The organism is Nostoc sp. MG11, assembly GCF_014904695.1.
Taxonomy (GTDB): domain Bacteria; phylum Cyanobacteriota; class Cyanobacteriia; order Cyanobacteriales; family Nostocaceae; genus Komarekiella.
This window is the reverse complement of record NZ_JACXXN010000011.1, coordinates 77322-94794: the sequence shown is the minus strand read 5'-3', so window position 1 is coordinate 94794 and position 17473 is coordinate 77322. Positions and strand designations below refer to the sequence as shown.

The following is a 17473-nucleotide window of genomic DNA, read 5'->3' as shown; positions in this document are numbered from 1 at the left end:
TTTTAATAGCATCTATCAAAAGATATTATTATATTTAAGTTAAAAACTATTTGTATTTGTTAGTATAAAACTTTAAAAAAATTATTTTATATCATAATGCTTTAGCTATTATGAGATGTCTGAGAAGTTAAAAATGTTATGCTGTTCGCGCAGCGTTACCGCAGGGTACGTAGCGCCAGTGTTCGCGCAGCGCCTCGTAGAGAAGCATCTTACAAATTAACGTAAAATCGAGATTTTTCTCTTCTCTACGAGAGGCTACAGGAATATGCCAATCTATTTTTAATGTTTGCAACAGTTAATATGTCTGAACAGGAGCTTGACCTAAACCTCTTAAATCGCGCCCTGTAGGACTATTATTATATCCTTGAAAGTCACGGTATTGTCGTGCTTCCTCTTCTGGAACACGAATACCTCCTTGTGGCGGTGTTACCCAGATAGGGCGACCTTGAGCATCTCGATAGTAAACACGCCCATTTTTAGAAAGGTAGTATTGACCTTGCGCTCCCGTTCCTTTAGCATTTTTTCGCTGATTATAAAGGTAGTAAAGTGCAGCGGCTCCTCCCAAGATTGCCACTTTCTGTCCTGTACTCAATCCCTTCCTAGCTTGAGGTTGATTTACGGGGGGACGATTATTTAAATTTCTACCAACACTACCGTTAATCGGAGGTGGTGCAGTATTTTGGGAACCTCCGCCGCAGCTACCAAGCAGCGGGATTGTTAGTAATGTTGAAAGAAATACTGCTGCGGGAAGCGAAGCTAGTTTATGAGTCTTCATCATATTTCCTTTTTCCCTGAATTAGACGGTGCAGTGTTATGACTTGGTACAAAAACTTATACTTTTGTAAAATGTTCAAGTAAAAAACCAATTTCTACTTGATCACGAGTACTTAGCTACTACAATTTTCAACACCTTTTATTTCCTTAGTTAAAGGTTCAATTTTAGCTAACTGCTGCGTTAGTACTAGTAGATAATTAAACAGTTTCATCCCGGTGGTCAATTATAATCACAGCAGGGTCTTCACTATTGTAAGTAGTATCAAAAATAGCTGTTTGCTGGTGAACGCCTTGGTCGTAACCTTCATAGGCATTATTAGCATAATTATGACTTGTAGAACTAATTAACGTCGGGTCATAAATTTGCCACTCTTGAATTCCATGTTTGCTAACGATAGAGGCAGCTTGACGAAGCTGATCATCTGTACCATTGATGATAATTATATAATCTCCTTGAGTGATGCGATCGCTGAAGAAACGCGCCCGCTCATCAGGTAGTCCCAACCTCATAGCATCAAAGCGATTGCTCACAGCAATACTTGTCAACCGTTCTGGTTGAGAAAAGTCTCTGTGAACTAAAGAAATTTGACTCAAAGGAAAACCCGCCGCACGCAAATCATTAATTGCTACTTCGGCATCACTAAAATTACTGAAGTGACCGACAGCATTTTTGGTTAGACCAGTACCCCGATTCAGGATGGCAGTTTTAGGAGTAGTTGTAGTAACATTGGTAGTCTCACGCTGGCGATCGGGATGATCATAAATGCCAAACTCTTCAATACCTCGATGTTGTAAAATTGCCTCTGCTTTCGCAATTTCTGCATCTGTGCCATCAACGATAACTAAGTAGTGTCCCCGCTCCACTCGTTCATTGTAAACTCTAGCTCGTTCTTCGGGAATTCCTAAACCAATCAATGCGCCAAGCAAGCCCCCAGCAGCAGCACCAATACCCACGCCTGCGACAGTCGTAGCCAAGGCGGTTGCTGTTGCACCAGCAAGCATAATCGGGCCAATACCAGGAATCGCTAGAGTACCAAGACCAACCAATAAACCAGTCAAGCCGCCCAAAGCACCACCGGAAAGCGCTCCTAATGTTGCACCTTCATCAGCCTTATCACCAATCCGCTCCCTAACTTCAGCACCAGCAATATCATCATTGCAGTTTGCATCCTGCACAACTACAGAAACTCTATCCATTGCAAAGCCTGAATCTCTCAACTCATGCAGCGCATGTTCTGCATCCCGACGATGAGTAAATACACCTACAGCACGCCGATGTATACTTAATACCATTATTGCTCCTTGCAGCAAAAGAAAATTATTGATTTACAAAATTATTGATACGTTAATAACATTTAGGCATTTTGAGATTCAATTCTCCTCAATCTCTTGGAATAAATTCTGTCTTTCTCAAGAGTGACAAAAAAGTATTACAAGTAAAACAATCAAAGCTAAAAAATGAAGCGTTTTTTTAATTAAATGTAAGGCATTATTTCAGATATTTAATTAGTAAAAAATCCTGCGAACGTATAGGCTGGCTTGACTTTAAACCTTACATTTAGTACTAGAAGCTAGTCATAAAAATGCTAGAAACTAGTCACAAAAATAGCAAAATAAATTTTTAGTTTACTAAGTACATAGATACTATATACAAGTTTGAAATAATTTTTTACTTATTCAATTACATGTAATTAATACCTTTGGTTAATCATCAAGGTGATTGAAGTCAATCTTCAGAGAGAAGATTTATATGAACTAATTTCTTAGTCTAGTAATGAACAGCAAAAGTTTTTAGGGAATAAAATAATGCCACTCCATAGAATAAGTGAATTCGACCCAGACTATCACAATACTATTCAGGGTAAGGACATCAAAGGAATGGGTGTCTATGTCCGAGGAACTGATGAAAAGATTGGCACAATCAGTGATGCTGTAGTGGACGACGAAGGTGCGTTCCGTTATTTAATCGTTGACATAGGCTTTTGGGTTTTTGGCAAAAAAGTATTGCTACCAATAGGTAAAGCACAGATTGACTCTAGAGCAGACCGTGTTTATGTCGTTGGTATCACAAGAGAGCAAGCGGAAAATTTACCTGAATATCAAGAGCATACACCGCTTGACTACGACTATGAAGAACGAGTGCGTGGAGGGTATCGCACACAGTCTGTAGAAAGCTCAGCGCCTCTGGATGCAACATCTACGGCTGCGGTAGGCTCAACATCTGGGCGTACTACTCCTAGCTATGATCGCAACAACTACGCCTACGCACAAGAGCCAGATCTATATGATGTTAGCGCTCACGAAGATCAAACCTTCAAACTCTACGAAGAAAGACTGGTTGCTAACAAACAGCGTCGGAAAACCGGAGAAGTAGCGATTGGTAAGCACGTTGAAACTGAAACTGCAAGAGTTGCTGTTCCGGTAGAAAAAGAGCGAATCGTGATTGAGCGAGTTACTCCTCAAGACGCAGGTAAAGTTGTGTCTCCTGAAACAGCTAACTTCCGCGAGGGCGAAGTAGCACACATGGAAATCTACGAAGAAGTTGCTGACGTTCGTAAAGAAGCTTTCGTGCGTGAAGAAGTTAGAGTGCAAAAAGTTGTAGACAAAGAAACCGTTGAAGCTCAAGAAACCATTCGACGTGAAGAATTAGACGTTGACACCGATGGAACTCCAATAGTCAATAAAACTGACCGGATTTAACTTAACTAAATCACGTAATGTTTAATATCTTTTGGTTAACAGGAAAGGGGGCAAAGCTGAAATTTACCCTTTTCCCAAAGCACAAGGGAGACAAGAAAAGTATTGGATGATGTTTTAGTTATTAGGAGTAGGTTATCTACCTACTTATCAGCAAAATATTTCAAGTAAATTGATGTTTCAAAAGATAGCCTGAGATGAGGAGGTCAAAATGAAAATAATTCAACATTTCCACAGGATTGTAACAGCTTTAGTTTTGGTGTTAGTACTAACAACAACAGCCGCCTGTAGCGCCGGAGTTCAAGCTAAACAACCCACTCAATTACCATCTGGAATCAGTCGTAGTGGAGACTATGCCCTTTTAGAACGCGGTAACAGCGTACAAGGTCAAGATTTTGGTAATTGGGTTATTGGTACAGCAAAGGGAATCGTTCAAGATGCTTATGTACGTGATAACAACAAGTTAGGTGTTGTGATTACGCCTCAAGTGCGTCCAAATGAAGTACGACCATTAGCAAAATCCTTAGTTCAAGGTTTTCACAAGAATTTTCCTAATCAAGACTTAACAGTTTTGATGTATGCACCAGATAAAAAACTGATTTTAACGACTCAGTATGATGTGCAAACAAATCAAATTGAGTACAAGTAATGACTCAATTTTCCAAATTTAAAGAACTGATTCAGTTGATTAGAAGTAAAACAGGAGACAAATAAAATGAGCAGCAGTGATAAATATAAACGCGAAATCATGAACGAGTTAGCTCATGGTAATACAGAATCTTTAGATGATGTTTCATCTGATCCAAGCAAAGATTACCAAAACTTTGATGATTTTGCTCAACGTTCATCTCATGAAGAACGCCGTCAATTATTTGGTCGTTCTTTAAACCACGATCGCATCCCTCCCAGCCAGATGGAGCCAGAATTGCAAAAAGCGATCGCCCAGATTAAGCCTAACGAACGCGACGATGTTGCACGAGCATTTTTCAAGCACTTAAAGGGAAGAGGTTTAGATGATCGCCATTTAGAGCAAAATTTGGGACTTTCTACTCATAACCCTAACCGGATGAATGCTGATGATGTCAGCAAACTTGCAGCCTTTGCTTATCACAATCATCCCGACATTTTCCAAGAAGTCATGGCTGAACAACCAGCGATTCTGAAGTTTCTCAGTAATCCAGTGGTAGGAGCAGCTTTAGGAGCGATCGCAGCTAAATGGTTTGGTGGTCGTAAATAAACCTTCATCGCCGGATTTAGATCCCCGACTTCTTGAAGAAGTTGGGGATCTGAGCAGCACCGTTTTAACGAGGAAAATATTATGATTCAAAGTGCGTTAATTGCTTGGAAATTGTCTTCTTTGCAGTTGGGATTAGCACAAATTCCAGTAACAAATGAAATTTTAACTCCAGAACAAGCATCACTTGTGTTTTCTGGGCCTAAGTTTTTAGTAGCGTTACTTGCTGGTATATTGATGGCATTTGCCTTTCAATTACTATTAACAAACTTCTCGGTAGCTGTAGGAATTTCCGCTTTAGGTGGTAGCTCAAGTTCTGATGAATCTGAAAGCTTGGGTGGAACGATTCGCAAAGTTGAAACAACTGCCGGTCTTTGGGCGCTTGTTACTGCAACTATTGCCTTATTCAGTGCTTGCTTTTTAGCAGTTAAGCTCAGCTTAATTGAGAGTACGCTTTTAGGAGCAATTATCGGTGTAGTCATCTGGTCTGCCTTTTTCACAGTCATTGTATGGTTAGGTTCAAGTGCAGTCGGCTCCTTGATTGGTTCTGTTGCTAGTACCGTTACAAGTGGTATGCAAGGAATCATGGGTACAGCAACTACGGCTTTGGGTGCTAATGCTGCTAAAAATCAAATGGTTTCTACCGCTGAAGAAATCACCGCCGCCGTTCGTCGAGAACTCACATCAGGTTTTGACCCAGATAGTATCAAAAACACATTACAAAGTTCTTTATCTGGTGTACAATTACCCCAGCTTGATACCAAACAAATCCGCTCTCAATTTGAGAAGCTGCTCAAAGAAGGAGACTTACAATCGATTGCTGATAGTGACTTACTAAAAAATGTTAATCGCCAAACATTTGTCGATTTAATTAGCTCTCGTACAGACTTTTCCAAGTCAGATATCAATGGTATCGCTGACCAATTGCAAGGTGCTTGGAACCAAGTTGTGAAAGGGCAAAATCCCACCGACCAAGTAATTAATTTACTCCAACAAGCCTCTCCAGAAGAACTGCAATCTGAGCAATTAGTTGAGAGAATTCAGCAATTGGCTACAGTCGGCAGTGGAAATGGTAAGCAAAGCAATGGAATAGTCAAGCAAGCTATTGAAATTGGCTTAGGTGCAGCTTTACCTGCGGTATTGAAACGGGTAGACTTTGCAGAAATAGATGTGGAAAAAGTTAGCCATCAGCTACAACAACTGTCAGGAAAAGTTCAGGAAGTAGATGTCGATAAAATTACGCAGCAGCTACAACAACTTAAAGACCAGGCAACTCAGCAAGTAAGTAAAGTTGGTAGTTCTGTAGCCCAGAAATTGCCTGTACTTCCGAATAATACCATTAAGGCAGATGTTGAAGAATACATCCTGAATTCCTTCCCTTGGCATTTTAACCGCATCACAATTAAAGATGAATTCAAAGAAGTCATCTATGACCCAAATGCTAATGCAGGAACCGTAAGACGGCAATTGGAGGAAATAAACTTAGAGTATTTCACCAACTTGCTCAAGCAACGCGGAGATATTACTGAAGCAAAAGTCAAAGATATTTCTGAGCAGATGGAAAGCATTCGCACGGAAGTTTTAGAAACTGTTAAGCAGGCGAATGCAAGAGAAAAATCCCAAAGTCTCCGCACCCGTCTAGAAAATTACCTGCGTTCAACGGGGAAAGAAGAACTCAACCCAGAAGGTATTGAGCGAGACTTGACGAAGGTGCTGGAAGATCCAGAAGCGGGAATTGAAGACTTAAGTCAGAGATTTTCGGAAATTGACCGCGATACTTTAGTTAAGCTACTGGCTTCCCGCGAAGATATTAATGAAGAGGAAGCTAATAATATTGTTGGTCAATTTGAGCGGACTCGTGATAATGTCTTAAATCGGGCCCAAGAACTGCAAGAACAAGCCAGAGCGAAAGCTGATGAATTGCGGCAAAGGGTAGAAGAATATCTGCGGAATACCAACAAAGAAGAACTCAATCCTGAAGGTCTTAAGCGCGATTTTGGAACGCTGCTAGAAGACCCACAAGCAGGACTTTCCGCCTTAAGAGGTAGATTATCACAGTTTGACCGCGATACTTTGGTTAAATTACTGAGTCAGCGGCAAGATTTGAGTGAAGAACAGGTAAATCAAACCATTGACCAGTTGCTCATGGTACGAGATAACGTTTTGCAAGCTCCACAAAAAGCAGCAGAGACAGCAAAACAACAGTACGAAAAAACCACGAGTACGATTAGTGAGTATCTCCGCAATACCAACCTGGAAGAACTCAACCCAGAAGGTATTCAACAAGACTTGCAAAAATTACTGGCTGACCCCAGAGAGGGCGCTGATGCGCTTAGAGAGCGGCTTTCACAAGTAGATCGGGAAACTTTAGTCAAGCTGCTCACACAACGAGGAGACTTGAGTGAGGAGCAAGTCAATCGTACTATTGACTCAACAGAACAAGCCATCAATAACATTGTCAAAGCACCGCAACGCTTGGCAAACCGTGCTACTCAAAAAGCGCAGGAGTTTGAAGCTTATCTAGAAAACTATCTGCGGAACACCAATAAAGCAGAACTTAACCCGGATAGTATTAAGCGCGATTTGCAATTGTTGCTGTCTTCGCCCCGCGCTGGAGCGTCTTCTTTAGGTGAGCGTGTCTCTAAATTTGATCGCTCTACACTTGTGGCTTTGCTATCCCAGCGTGAGGATATCTCAGAAGAAGAAGCTAACCGGATTGTGGATCAAATCGATTCTGTGCGTAACTCGATTGTTGAACAATATCAGCAGATTCAGCAAAGGGTGCAATCAGCACTTGATGGTGTTTTCGGCTCAATTCGCAACTACCTCAACTCACTGGAGCGTCCTGAACTCAATTATGAAGGCATCCAGCAAGACTTTGCCAAATTGTTTGATGATCCACAAGCAGGATTTGATGCTTTGCGCGATCGCCTATCTTCTTTCGACCGTGATACTCTAGTTGCTGTCCTCAGTTCACGTGAAGATATTTCCGAAGCGCAAGCTAACAAGATTATCGACAAAATCGAAGCCACACGGGATAGCGTACTGCATCGAGCCGAACGTATTCAGCAAGAAACTCAAAAACGCCTCAATGCAATCAAAGAGCAAGCACAAAAACAAGGAGTTGAAACCAAAAAAGCAGTTGCGGGTGCTGCTTGGTGGTTATTTAACACAGCTTTTGTCTCTTTAGCGGCTTCAGCTTTAGCCGGGGCTTTGGCTGTATCAGGTTTTGACCTATTTGGTTAAGTGTTTTACTAACTCATGGTTAAGCCTCTCGTCTCGACAGAGAGGCTTTTTTTATTGGCATTGCTGAATCTGGGAATGAATTTACCGGGCTACGCTGCGCGAACGTAGAGAAGCGGCTTCCCGCAGGGTAGGCGCAAAGAGAAAAACCGATTATTTCGTAGAGACGTTGCAATGCAACGTCTCTACAGTCAACGATAATTGGTTGTTTTACCGAAAAGAAATCGGGTTTTTGCGATTACTGAATCGATGCTCTAGGCATACTCTTTAAGACGTGGTAGTAGTCCAAGTAGACTTAAAAGAGCGATCGCACTCAGCACCACTGGTGTGGTAATCTCGAAGCTATCTAAATCCTGGAAACCTTGTTTTATTGATTTATCGAAGGCTGCTTGATTAATATCGAATGCCTTTTGGTTAGCTTTTTTGAACTCCTCAAACGCCCAGTTCGATTGTCCTGGGTTGTTACCGATGCAAAGTGCGATCGCTTCTTGGTGTTTACCACTCCGTTCTAACTGGCGGAGCTGTTGATCGATAGTTAGATAAGTCCCCAAAATCCGAAGGTTGGCGATCAAAGCTTCTCGCTCTCCAGCAAAAGTCATACTGTTCAATTCTTCAGCTAAGTAACCTGTGAACCCATCTACTTTTTTGCCTTCTATTGTGTAGTATGTTGCTACTGTCTCGAATGTTTGACCCTTGGGCAGTTTGGCAATTTGGGCTATATTTTTCAAGAAAGCTTGTTCGTGATTGGTGGCAAAGGTTGGATCAAGCAGATAACGGCTTTCGGCAGCATTAGCAATGTAGGTTAAAGCACGAGCTTGTCGCAACCCATGTATCGACATAAAAGCATCCTCTGTGGCAATCCTCAAATGCTGAGAAGCGGAAAGAAACGCCCCGACTGTATAATTCAAAAAGCCAATGGCGATCGCACTCGCCACTAATAACCAAGGATTAAAGGTACGGCGCATCCTGCGAGCGAGAAATAGCTGAAGTCCTACCAGTATGCTGATTAGTACCACACCAGAAATAACGATCAAAAATAAAAATTTACTAGAACTAAACTTTTCTTTAGCGTAAGTGTTCTCTATAGCTCGCAAGTTAACCTCATCCAGTGCATCCGCTGCTGGTAGGAGCTTATTATCCATAATTTCGGCTGCTGCTCGATAAGCAACCAGAACAGCATTGGCATCACCCCGTGTGTGAGCGTCTCGGGCCTGCTGGATTTTAGCTATGTAGTCACCATACCCCAGTTGCATAGTCTCAATGGGTTTCTGCTCTTTATCGCCATAAGAGATATTCTTGGCAGCTGCAACCAACCTTTCAGCGACTCTCTGATATCGCTCCTCGAAACCCTTGACAGCATCTTGGTTTTGTCCAGGTGGAACTAGCAACTCTTTGACGATATACGCATCCATACCTGCAAAAGCATCCTTGAGACGCTGGGCAGTAACAATACTTGGTGTTGAGTCTTCACCAACTGTTTTAATCGCTTGCCGTTGCCCTTGAATTCCGGTAATGACCGTCATTAGCATCAGTACACTCGCTACCCAAGTAAGGTACAAGCTACCCTTAAGTAATTGAGGAGTAGTGAGTCTACTAATTGTATTTTTTGAGACTGCAATTATCTTACTCATACTTGTTAATACTCATAAAGCAACTGATTTGACTGTAATCCGAGTCCAGTGTCCCAAGGTGAATTCATCGCCGTCTTGTAATGGAGCATCTACCATTGGCGTCAATTCAACCCCATTCAGCTTTGTACCATTAGCAGAATCGATATCGCGCAGAGTCAACGTACCATCCGCCTGACGGTTGAGCAAAGCGTGGCGGCGCGACACGGCATCATCAAAATCTAGTGGAACTTCTGGATGAATGCCCCGAATCTCACTAAGACGACCAATCAGATTGCTGTCCTTTTCTAACCGGAAAATAACAGGTGGTTGATTAGTTGGTGCTTCTGGGCTTTCCAAATTGCGTAGAGATGGGTCAATTGTCACAATCACCTCCCAAACTATTGGGGATTGCTGAGACAGCGCTGCGGGAGGGTTTCCCTCCGCAGGCGACTGCGAACCCAAAGGGGAACTAAGAATTTCTCCCCCTGCCTCCCGTACTACCTCAGCTTTCCCTATAGCTAATTCACCATGCGCCCCGGTAACGAAGTTGTAACCGCAAATTTCACAAAAATCTCCACTGTTGGGTTCGCGGGGAGCGCTGCAAGCTGGACAGGTTTCCACAGATATAGTTTGCAGCACTGTTGAAGAAATGATATTTTTAGCTAACTCTTGTTCAGGTATCCCAAGAATTTTGGCACCACACTCTGAACAGAAATCGGATTCAGTTGATTCGTGTCCTTTTAAACATTGATAAGTCATTTGTCATTTGTATTTACGGCATTGTACAAACAAAGGATGAAATTGATGTACCGAGATCTAAAACTCCTCATTCTCTCTGCGCCTCCGTGTCTCTGCGTGAAATAAATCGTCCCGCTTTCTCTGCAACACCATATTTATCAATAATTAATAACTAACTCTAAGATTTGGGAATACGAGTAGTCTTAGTAGAACGAGTCTCCAACGCCATCGCGTCTTCTTTTGCCACTTCTCGCTTCAGCCTCACTGTACCCGTTGGCGCGTCTTGGATATCAACCACAGTTTTCAGCAATTTAGCAGTTGCCTCGTTACCAGATTCATGAGCAAGTTTAACCGCCTTGCCTAACTTAGCTGTGGCAACCTCAATATCACCTTTAGCACGAGCTTCTAACCCTTCCTGTATAGACTGGGCAAGTTCTGCCTGTCCGGTGTAGTGAGCAACCCGTCTGTCAATTTTCGTAGATTTGGCTTCATCATCTGTCCAGGTTGCCAGAATGCGTGCTTCTGCAATTTTGGTTTCTGTGCCGTTGAGTGTGTAAACTAGACTGGCTCTACCAGCCAGCATTTCATCACCGACGTTCCCCGGATTAACTTCAATACAGAAGTGGTAATCACGGGACTCTTTATTACCCCAAGCACCAGTAGGGTAATCAACTACTTGAGGCTTCATGGGTTTAGCGCGGTGAGTGAGGTCAACAATATCAGGACTTACCTGTTTGCAAAACAATACCTTTGCTCCTTGGGGTGTCCACAGACGCATGTTTACATCACTGACATCTTTGCTCATGGCTTTTTCAAGAATGGCTTGAAAGTCAGCTTCAATCATTGAGGCATTGGGGATAATATCGGTTGTACCTAAGAGCTTATTGGCAATTTGCTGGAGTTGGGCGACGCGCCAATCAGTACCGACACCCCGACAATCGCATTGAAAAACCCCTTCACATTGCTGTAAAATCGTCTTCAGTTTTTGTTCATCAGAGTCATCGTTCTGTCCATCTGTGAGCAGTAATGCTTGACGGACTGCATTAGGCATTTTTTTGAATTGCCTCAAGGACTCAGCCAGCCAGGTAGACATGAGTGTGCCACCATTAGCACTGATATTTTTAATAGATGCGATCGCCTGCTGCTTCTTTTCCCATGTAGCCTGGGACACAGGAAAAATAACACTGGCTTTACTAGCACCAGTAACGATAAAGAAGTAGGCATCTTCTGGCAGCAAATTTACGAGTTTAGCGATCGCATCTTTGGCTGCGTGAATTTTATTACCTCCCATTGAACCGGAGGTATCACAGATGACGCCAAATAGTCTGTCACGGCTGGGAGATGTAGTTGCACTATCAGTTCCTTCGACGCTGATGGTCATGATGGCGTTGACTTCTTTTGTACCTTGGGGGAGGAATTGGTTTTGAAAGACTTCGGCTTTGAATTGGTTGGACATGATTTTCAATAACAATGTGAAGGATTAACGAACCGCAGAGGCGCACAGAAGAAGAGAATATTTAAGATATAGAAATTTGGGCGTTGCTGAGTGAAAGTATGAATTAGTATCACGCAGAGACGCAGCGAAAAGTTCTGTAGGCGGGTTTCCCGCCGTAGGAAACTTTTCAAGACAGAGGCACAGAGAATAAGAGTTTGAGATATTAAATTTTTGAGTTTCATATTCATATTCAGCAATGCTGAAATTTGGTTTATAAACACAGGACTGCAACGGTGATGTTGTCATGTCCGCCAGAGTTGCGGGCAAATTCGACTAGTGAATGGGAGATGGCGATCGCATCTGTATTTGATGTCTGCTGTCTCATTTTTGCCAAGTACGAGGCTTCGGGTGCATAATTCCACAATCCATCTGTACATAGCAGCAAGTATCCTGAACCAGGAATAGTAAAGTGTACAATCGAGGGGACATTATTTTCAGTTGCATCTGCCCCTAGCCAGCGGGTAATTGCATGAGTATGAGGCGACTGTCTGGCTTCTACTTCGGTCATTTCTCCGGCTGCTACCACCTCCCTGAGCCAGGAATCATCTTTAGTTAATTGTTGGGAATCGTTGTCAGACAGCCAATAAGCGCGACTGTCACCAAGCCAACCAATGGTAGCGGTACGGTCTTGGACAAGAGCGGCAACAATCGTAGTTGATGGGTATTCTGAATTTATACTATTTACATAAGGGATATTACATACAGATTCGAGAGCAGTGGCAAAGGCTGATTTCATTGCTGACTCTGGGTTTTCTCCTTTTTCCCAGGCAGTAGCTAGCGCTAAACACGCACTTTCAGCAGCAATTTGGGCTGCCACATCAGATTTATCGGAACTGGAAACCCCATCGCAAACTACAAGGATATTTGTCTGAGCATTGTTTAGCTGTTTTAGGGCAAGGAAGTCTTCGTTACGGTTGTGTTTAAGTCCGCGATCGCTTATACCTGCCAAATGCAAGTCAATTATTACTTCCACTCGCTCACTTTCGCGTATTTCTCTGCGGAATCCACAATTAGTGCAGAATCCCTCAGCATCAATTGCCTCGATTCCAGCACCGCATTTTTCACAGCCGTTAGTTGTCAGAGATGTCCCACATTCTTCACAGAATTTATCACCCGCCAAGACAGAAGCACCACAGTTTGGGCATTCCATAGGCTTACTTCGCTGCTCCTGAGTTCATGTGACTACGAGAAAGCTCATAACGAATTATTCCCTCCTCAGAACCTTGTCCAACATACGTAAATTGGCTTTTTTCCAGAACTCGTTGTGAAGCTTTGAGTTCTGGTAGAGTTTCTGCGATAACTTGCTGAACTTCAGGATGGTCAAATGCCCAACAAACAAGTGCTTTGATAGCTTCTGTCGCGTAGCCCAAGTTTTGAAACTCTTGTAAAACTGAATAGCCGATTTCGACGGTGCCATCAGACGTTGGCTTGCCTTTGAAGCCACCATTACCAATGAGAGTACGTGCATCTGTAACTACATCATTCAGCACAAAGTACCAGCACCACCATCCCGAATGTTCTGGAGCTTCTTGTAATTTATGTAAAAAAAACAACATAGTTTCATGGTCATTAAATTCAGGTGGCCAGGTACTAGGTACAAATGCATTGAGTAGCTCGGAAAACTTGGATTTGTCACTAATTTCCACTTGTGCAATTTCTAAGGTGGAAGCAATTAGCTCTAAGTTTTTTGTTGTAAGTTTAATTTTTGTCATTTTCTTGCGATACTTAGTTACGTTAAAACAAACTTCCAGGACGCACTCGATTTGCCTCATCAACTAAGCGGATTTTTTCATTTCCATTTGCTAGGTGTGCCATATCGCGCAAAGCTTTTTCTAGCCCTTTTCTTAAATGCACTTCCTGGAATGGCTGTCCCAAAATTGTCAAGTCAGAAGCAGCCTGTAACTGCCGCGAAGTCAGCAAGTTGAGGGCAGTATCCAAAACTTGTTGAGTCAGCCGATAGCGATCTATCCCTTCCAAGGTGAGTGCTTCAATTGCCGTTGAAGCCGCCTGGAGTTCTTGAGTTCCAGGGACAGAACGATCGCGATTAATTAAAGTACGAGCAATTTCTACGCGCGATCGCGTAAACAAGTTGGAGGTTTGAGGTATGCGTTCTAACGCCGCCACCGCACCGTTGCGATCGCCCATAGCACAAAGGCAACGAGCCAACCCAAACGCCGCCGATACATAACCGGGATCAGTACGGGATACTAAATCATACATCTTAATGGCTAATTGGTAATTTTGCGCCTGTTCCGCCGCCAGCCCCAGCGCTAGCTTCGGAGCCACTTCCCCCGGTAGGTCAAAATAAACTTGGTCAAATGCTACCTGTGCCTCTTGGGATTTACCCTGTGCCATCAGCGCTCGACCCCGATACCAGAAAATTCGCCAGTCCCAAGGGTCTTTAACTTCGACAGTTGCTAAAGCTTGCTCTAAATCGCTGTATTCATTCATTTCAATGAGAGTATTTGCCAAGCGGAACCATGCTTCAGTAGAATTAGCAACTTGCTTGGCAACAACCTCTAAACTAACAGCCCGCTTGACTGGATCGGCGATCGCACTGGCGTTGAGTACTGCATTGAAACCAGGATCGCTAGAGTCTAAAATCGGTACAGGCAATTGCTGGTAGTCGATTTTAATTGGTTCAAAATCGCCGCTATTTGTTAGAGCCAGCATATCTCCACCAAATAGGTTACTGGTAGATGGACGGGGGATATTAGTTGAGAGAGCCACCACTTCCCGCAGCACACCCAACAATTGATCTGCCATTTCATCCGCCGACTGAAAACGGTCATCAGGGTTTTCAGCCGTTACTTTAATCAGGAACCGATAAAGTGACTCTTGCTGGGAAAACAGAGGTTCTTCTTGGGGACTAGGCAGTTTATAAAGATGTTCTTTGTTAAAACCCCGAATATCAGTCAGCAACACGGCTAAGGTTCTACCTACTGTAAATAGATCCGAGACGACTGTGGGGCCTTCACCTGCTTCGGGAGCACTGTAGCCCACAGTGCCGTAAATATCACCATCGGGGTCATCGATGCGGCGCACACCACCTAAGTCAATTAACTTCACGTCGCCGCCCTCGACCATGATGTTATCTGGCTTGAAGTCGCAGTACACTAAGCCCAAGGAATGCAGATAGGCAAATGCGCTGAGGATACGGTGAATATAAGCGATCGCTTCCGCTACTGGTAACGGCCCCCGACTCTTGCGAATTTCCCTGAGAGTTTTACCACCGACATATTCCATCACGATAAAACCCTCGCTATCGTGGTTAACAAAGTTGTAAATACCAACGATATTGGGGTGTTTTACCGCTGCAAGAAATTGCCTTTCTGCTACGGCGACGGCTGCGCTAGAGGCGTCTTCAGTATTTAGCAATCCCTTGAGAACAACGTAACGAGACAGAGTTTTATCGAAGCCCAAGTAGATCCAACCTAAACCACCATAGGCGATCGCTCCCTTAACTTCATATTGCCCTACAACTAAATCACCAGGATGGAGGGTAGGAATAAACGAAAACTTCTGTCCGCACTTACTGCAAAATCCCTTTTCTCGTCGCAGTTGATTATTGCAATTCGAGCAGAAGCGTTTATTCTCTGGTACTTTCGGGTCAGGGATAATCGCTTTTTCTGGCTCCGTTGAAGGCAGATCCGGCACAGAAACGAGTCCTGCCCCTAACTGCTTGCGACTACTGCGGGCAGAAGTGCTGCTAGTACGCCGCGAACCTTGGGAACGTTTAGTTAGTGGCGAGGAACCAGTACCCGTAGTAATGGGTGAACTCCTACTTGTGTTAGCCGTGCTTTGCTTCTGGCTAACCAACGGAGTTTTCACCGCTGCAAGTCCGCAGACATTACAGTAATCATCTTCGATAATACCAGTACATCCATTTCTTGAGCAGGTTAAGCCTTCCATTAGGACATTCCTACGATTTTGGATTTGTCATTTGTCATTTGTCATTAGTCATTTGTCAAGAGTCAAAAGCTTTCCCTTTATTTTCCTGCTTCTCTGCCCCCTGTCCCCTGCCCCGATTGTTGAGCGTAGTCGAAACACTGCCCCTCTCCTCACCGCTTTTCATTCAATCGTTTTTCATATCGAGATACTAATTCAGCGGCTTTATCTAAAGCAGTTGGTCGTGTGTAGAGCAGTTGCTTTGCTTCCTCGGCTAGTTGGGCTAAGTGAGGATCTTCTATCAATCCTCGTGCTAGTGCCTTGGCTTTGAGAGCATCGAGGCGTCCGCGTAGCTCCCGACGGGTTTCTAGAGGAGCGCTATTGGCTGTATATGTTTGTTTTTCCAATGCTATGTACTCTCTAGTTTTGATAGTCCAATTTTCTAAACCAACCATAACCGGATTCATCAAACCCTCCGCCAGCTTAGTCTCTAATCTTGTTAGCCATTGGCTGAGGGCATCGATTTGCACCTGAGTCAATGGAGTTGCCAGCATTGAATGATCCACGACTTTTTCCTGGCTTTCCGCAAAAGCTGCGATAGATTTTGAATTTAGTTCTTCTAATTGCTTTAATAAATCGTGAGCGATCGCAAATTTATCTCGTATTTGAGCTTGCTGTTTAGCCTCTTGCTCTAAAGCTACTTTCACCTGTGCCAGCAAAGGCTTGAGCTGCTGCTCTATATCCCCACTCACTCCCAGAGGATCTTGCTCAATGCGATCGCGCAAGGAAGCGATCGCCTCACGAGATCGAACAAGTTCATTGAGGGAATTTTGACCCAGCGATTCAGCTAATTGTTGCAGTGAGCGAATTTGAGTTTCCGCATTTGTCAGCATCAAATCCAAATCTGTCCAAGCAGCTTCAACAGCCAGAAGTGTGTCCCTAGCAACAGAGAACGCGTCTGTCATGACTTCAACTAGCAGTGCGGGGGTAATGGCATTTACCTTCTGGGCCCCAGTTAATAGTCCTCTTTGTGCCAGTGGCGTTTGTACAGCAGGTAACTCAATTGAGGCTCCTGTTAGCAGTTGTTTAATCTCGTCTATTTCTTGTCCCACCATCAAAAAGCCAATTTTCTGCTCTCTTGGTAAAAAACGCGGTAATTTTTGGCGCAGCTTGGTTGCTTGATCAACAGTTTGCACCAACAAATCGAAGTATTGAAACAACTTGTTCACTGACTCCAGCGCTGGAGCGACCCGCGCCGCAGTGATTCCCGTCAAATGCGCTCCGGGAAAACCAGGGCTACCACAAAGGCGTTGATATGTTGGCAGTTCTTGCAGTTCGAGAAGATTTTGACTAGCAATTTTGACTTTGTTCTTCCAGTCGGCTAAAAGTTGATCAATTTCAACTGCCATAGCGATCGCTCCTATACAAAAGAGGTCTTCCCAGACATTGGTAAGCAACAGGGGAACTATGCAATTATATGTATATTTTTTTAATCGTTATAAATATGCTAGCCCCGAAAATTATAAAACCCGATAGCCACCTAATTGCCGCTGCCTCCCTTGCTGCTACAGTAGTCCAGAAGGAAGATCGCTATATCTGAAACTAATCAAAATCCTTCACCATAACACAAATAACCTTACATTTATCACAAAATCGGAAAAATAGGAGTCAAAAACTGTCAAAATATTTGTTGCCAAAGGCTCCTAGCAGTTCTAAGTCCCATCAGGAGTAAAGTCTAGCTTAGCTGCAAAAAAGTTATAGTTGGTCATTATTATTTATTAACTGTTTTAAATA

Annotated in this window: 13 protein-coding genes and 1 pseudogene; 4 read left to right on the top strand and 10 right to left on the bottom strand. The window is 43.4% G+C overall.

The genetic code is table 11. The annotated features are described in order from the left end of the window. Nucleotides 1–136: 136 nt before the first annotated feature. The 3 genes and pseudogenes from HCR01_RS17410 to HCR01_RS17400 all read right to left on the bottom strand — a co-directional run. Nucleotides 137–292, bottom strand: coding sequence for a hypothetical protein (locus tag HCR01_RS17410; protein ID WP_193197395.1), 156 nt, complete (start codon nucleotides 290–292; stop codon nucleotides 137–139). A gap of 3 nt (nucleotides 293–295) precedes the next feature. Continuing rightward, nucleotides 296–778: a hypothetical protein gene (locus tag HCR01_RS17405; RefSeq protein ID WP_193197394.1), complete on the bottom strand. Its 483-nt coding sequence runs from the start codon at nucleotides 776–778 to the stop codon at nucleotides 296–298. Between the two features lie 565 nt (nucleotides 779–1343). Further along, a pseudogene (locus tag HCR01_RS17400) lies at nucleotides 1344–2067 on the bottom strand (general stress protein); the annotation flags it as partial. 513 nt (nucleotides 2068–2580) lie between these two features. On the opposite strand from HCR01_RS17400, the gene HCR01_RS17395 reads away from it, so the two are divergent. The 4 genes from HCR01_RS17395 to HCR01_RS17380 all read left to right on the top strand — a co-directional run bounded on the left by HCR01_RS17395 (nucleotide 2581) and on the right by HCR01_RS17380 (nucleotide 7951). Further along, a complete protein-coding gene (locus HCR01_RS17395; protein ID WP_193197392.1) occupies nucleotides 2581–3474 on the top strand; it encodes a DUF2382 domain-containing protein in 894 nt (297 codons plus the stop codon). Between the two features lie 208 nt (nucleotides 3475–3682). After that, entirely contained in the window at nucleotides 3683–4120 is a 438-nt protein-coding gene (locus HCR01_RS17390) for a hypothetical protein (RefSeq protein WP_193197391.1), read from the top strand. A 66-nt stretch (nucleotides 4121–4186) separates the two neighbouring features. Beyond that, a complete protein-coding gene (locus tag HCR01_RS17385; RefSeq protein WP_193197390.1) occupies nucleotides 4187–4708 on the top strand; it encodes a hypothetical protein in 522 nt (173 codons plus the stop codon). A gap of 81 nt (nucleotides 4709–4789) precedes the next feature. After that, a complete protein-coding gene (locus HCR01_RS17380) occupies nucleotides 4790–7951 on the top strand; it encodes an MFS transporter (protein ID WP_193197389.1) in 3162 nt (1053 codons plus the stop codon). 251 nt (nucleotides 7952–8202) lie between these two features. Here the strand turns inward: HCR01_RS17380 and HCR01_RS17375 are convergent, their stop codons facing one another. The 7 genes from HCR01_RS17375 to HCR01_RS17345 form a co-directional block, all read right to left on the bottom strand. After that, nucleotides 8203–9477, bottom strand: a complete 1275-nt coding sequence (locus tag HCR01_RS17375; protein ID WP_226889403.1) for a hypothetical protein — start codon at nucleotides 9475–9477, stop codon at nucleotides 8203–8205. A 114-nt stretch (nucleotides 9478–9591) separates the two neighbouring features. After that, nucleotides 9592–10317 (bottom strand): FHA domain-containing protein, encoded by a 726-nt coding sequence (locus tag HCR01_RS17370; protein WP_193197387.1) that lies wholly within the window; start codon nucleotides 10315–10317, stop codon nucleotides 9592–9594. Between the two features lie 157 nt (nucleotides 10318–10474). Beyond that, complete coding sequence (locus tag HCR01_RS17365) at nucleotides 10475–11752, bottom strand: vWA domain-containing protein (protein ID WP_193197386.1); 1278 nt, start codon at nucleotides 11750–11752, stop codon at nucleotides 10475–10477. Between the two features lie 250 nt (nucleotides 11753–12002). Next, on the bottom strand, nucleotides 12003–12941 hold the full coding sequence (locus HCR01_RS17360; RefSeq protein WP_193197385.1) for a PP2C family serine/threonine-protein phosphatase: 939 nt from the start codon (nucleotides 12939–12941) through the stop codon (nucleotides 12003–12005). 4 nt (nucleotides 12942–12945) lie between these two features. Further along, entirely contained in the window at nucleotides 12946–13503 is a 558-nt protein-coding gene (locus HCR01_RS17355) for a GNAT family N-acetyltransferase (protein WP_193197384.1), read from the bottom strand. 22 nt (nucleotides 13504–13525) lie between these two features. Then, entirely contained in the window at nucleotides 13526–15703 is a 2178-nt protein-coding gene (locus HCR01_RS17350) for a serine/threonine-protein kinase (protein WP_193197383.1), read from the bottom strand. Nucleotides 15704–15852: 149 nt separating this feature from the next. Continuing rightward, nucleotides 15853–17088, bottom strand: coding sequence for a hypothetical protein (locus HCR01_RS17345; protein ID WP_193197382.1), 1236 nt, complete (start codon nucleotides 17086–17088; stop codon nucleotides 15853–15855). Nucleotides 17089–17473: the final 385 nt, after the last annotated feature.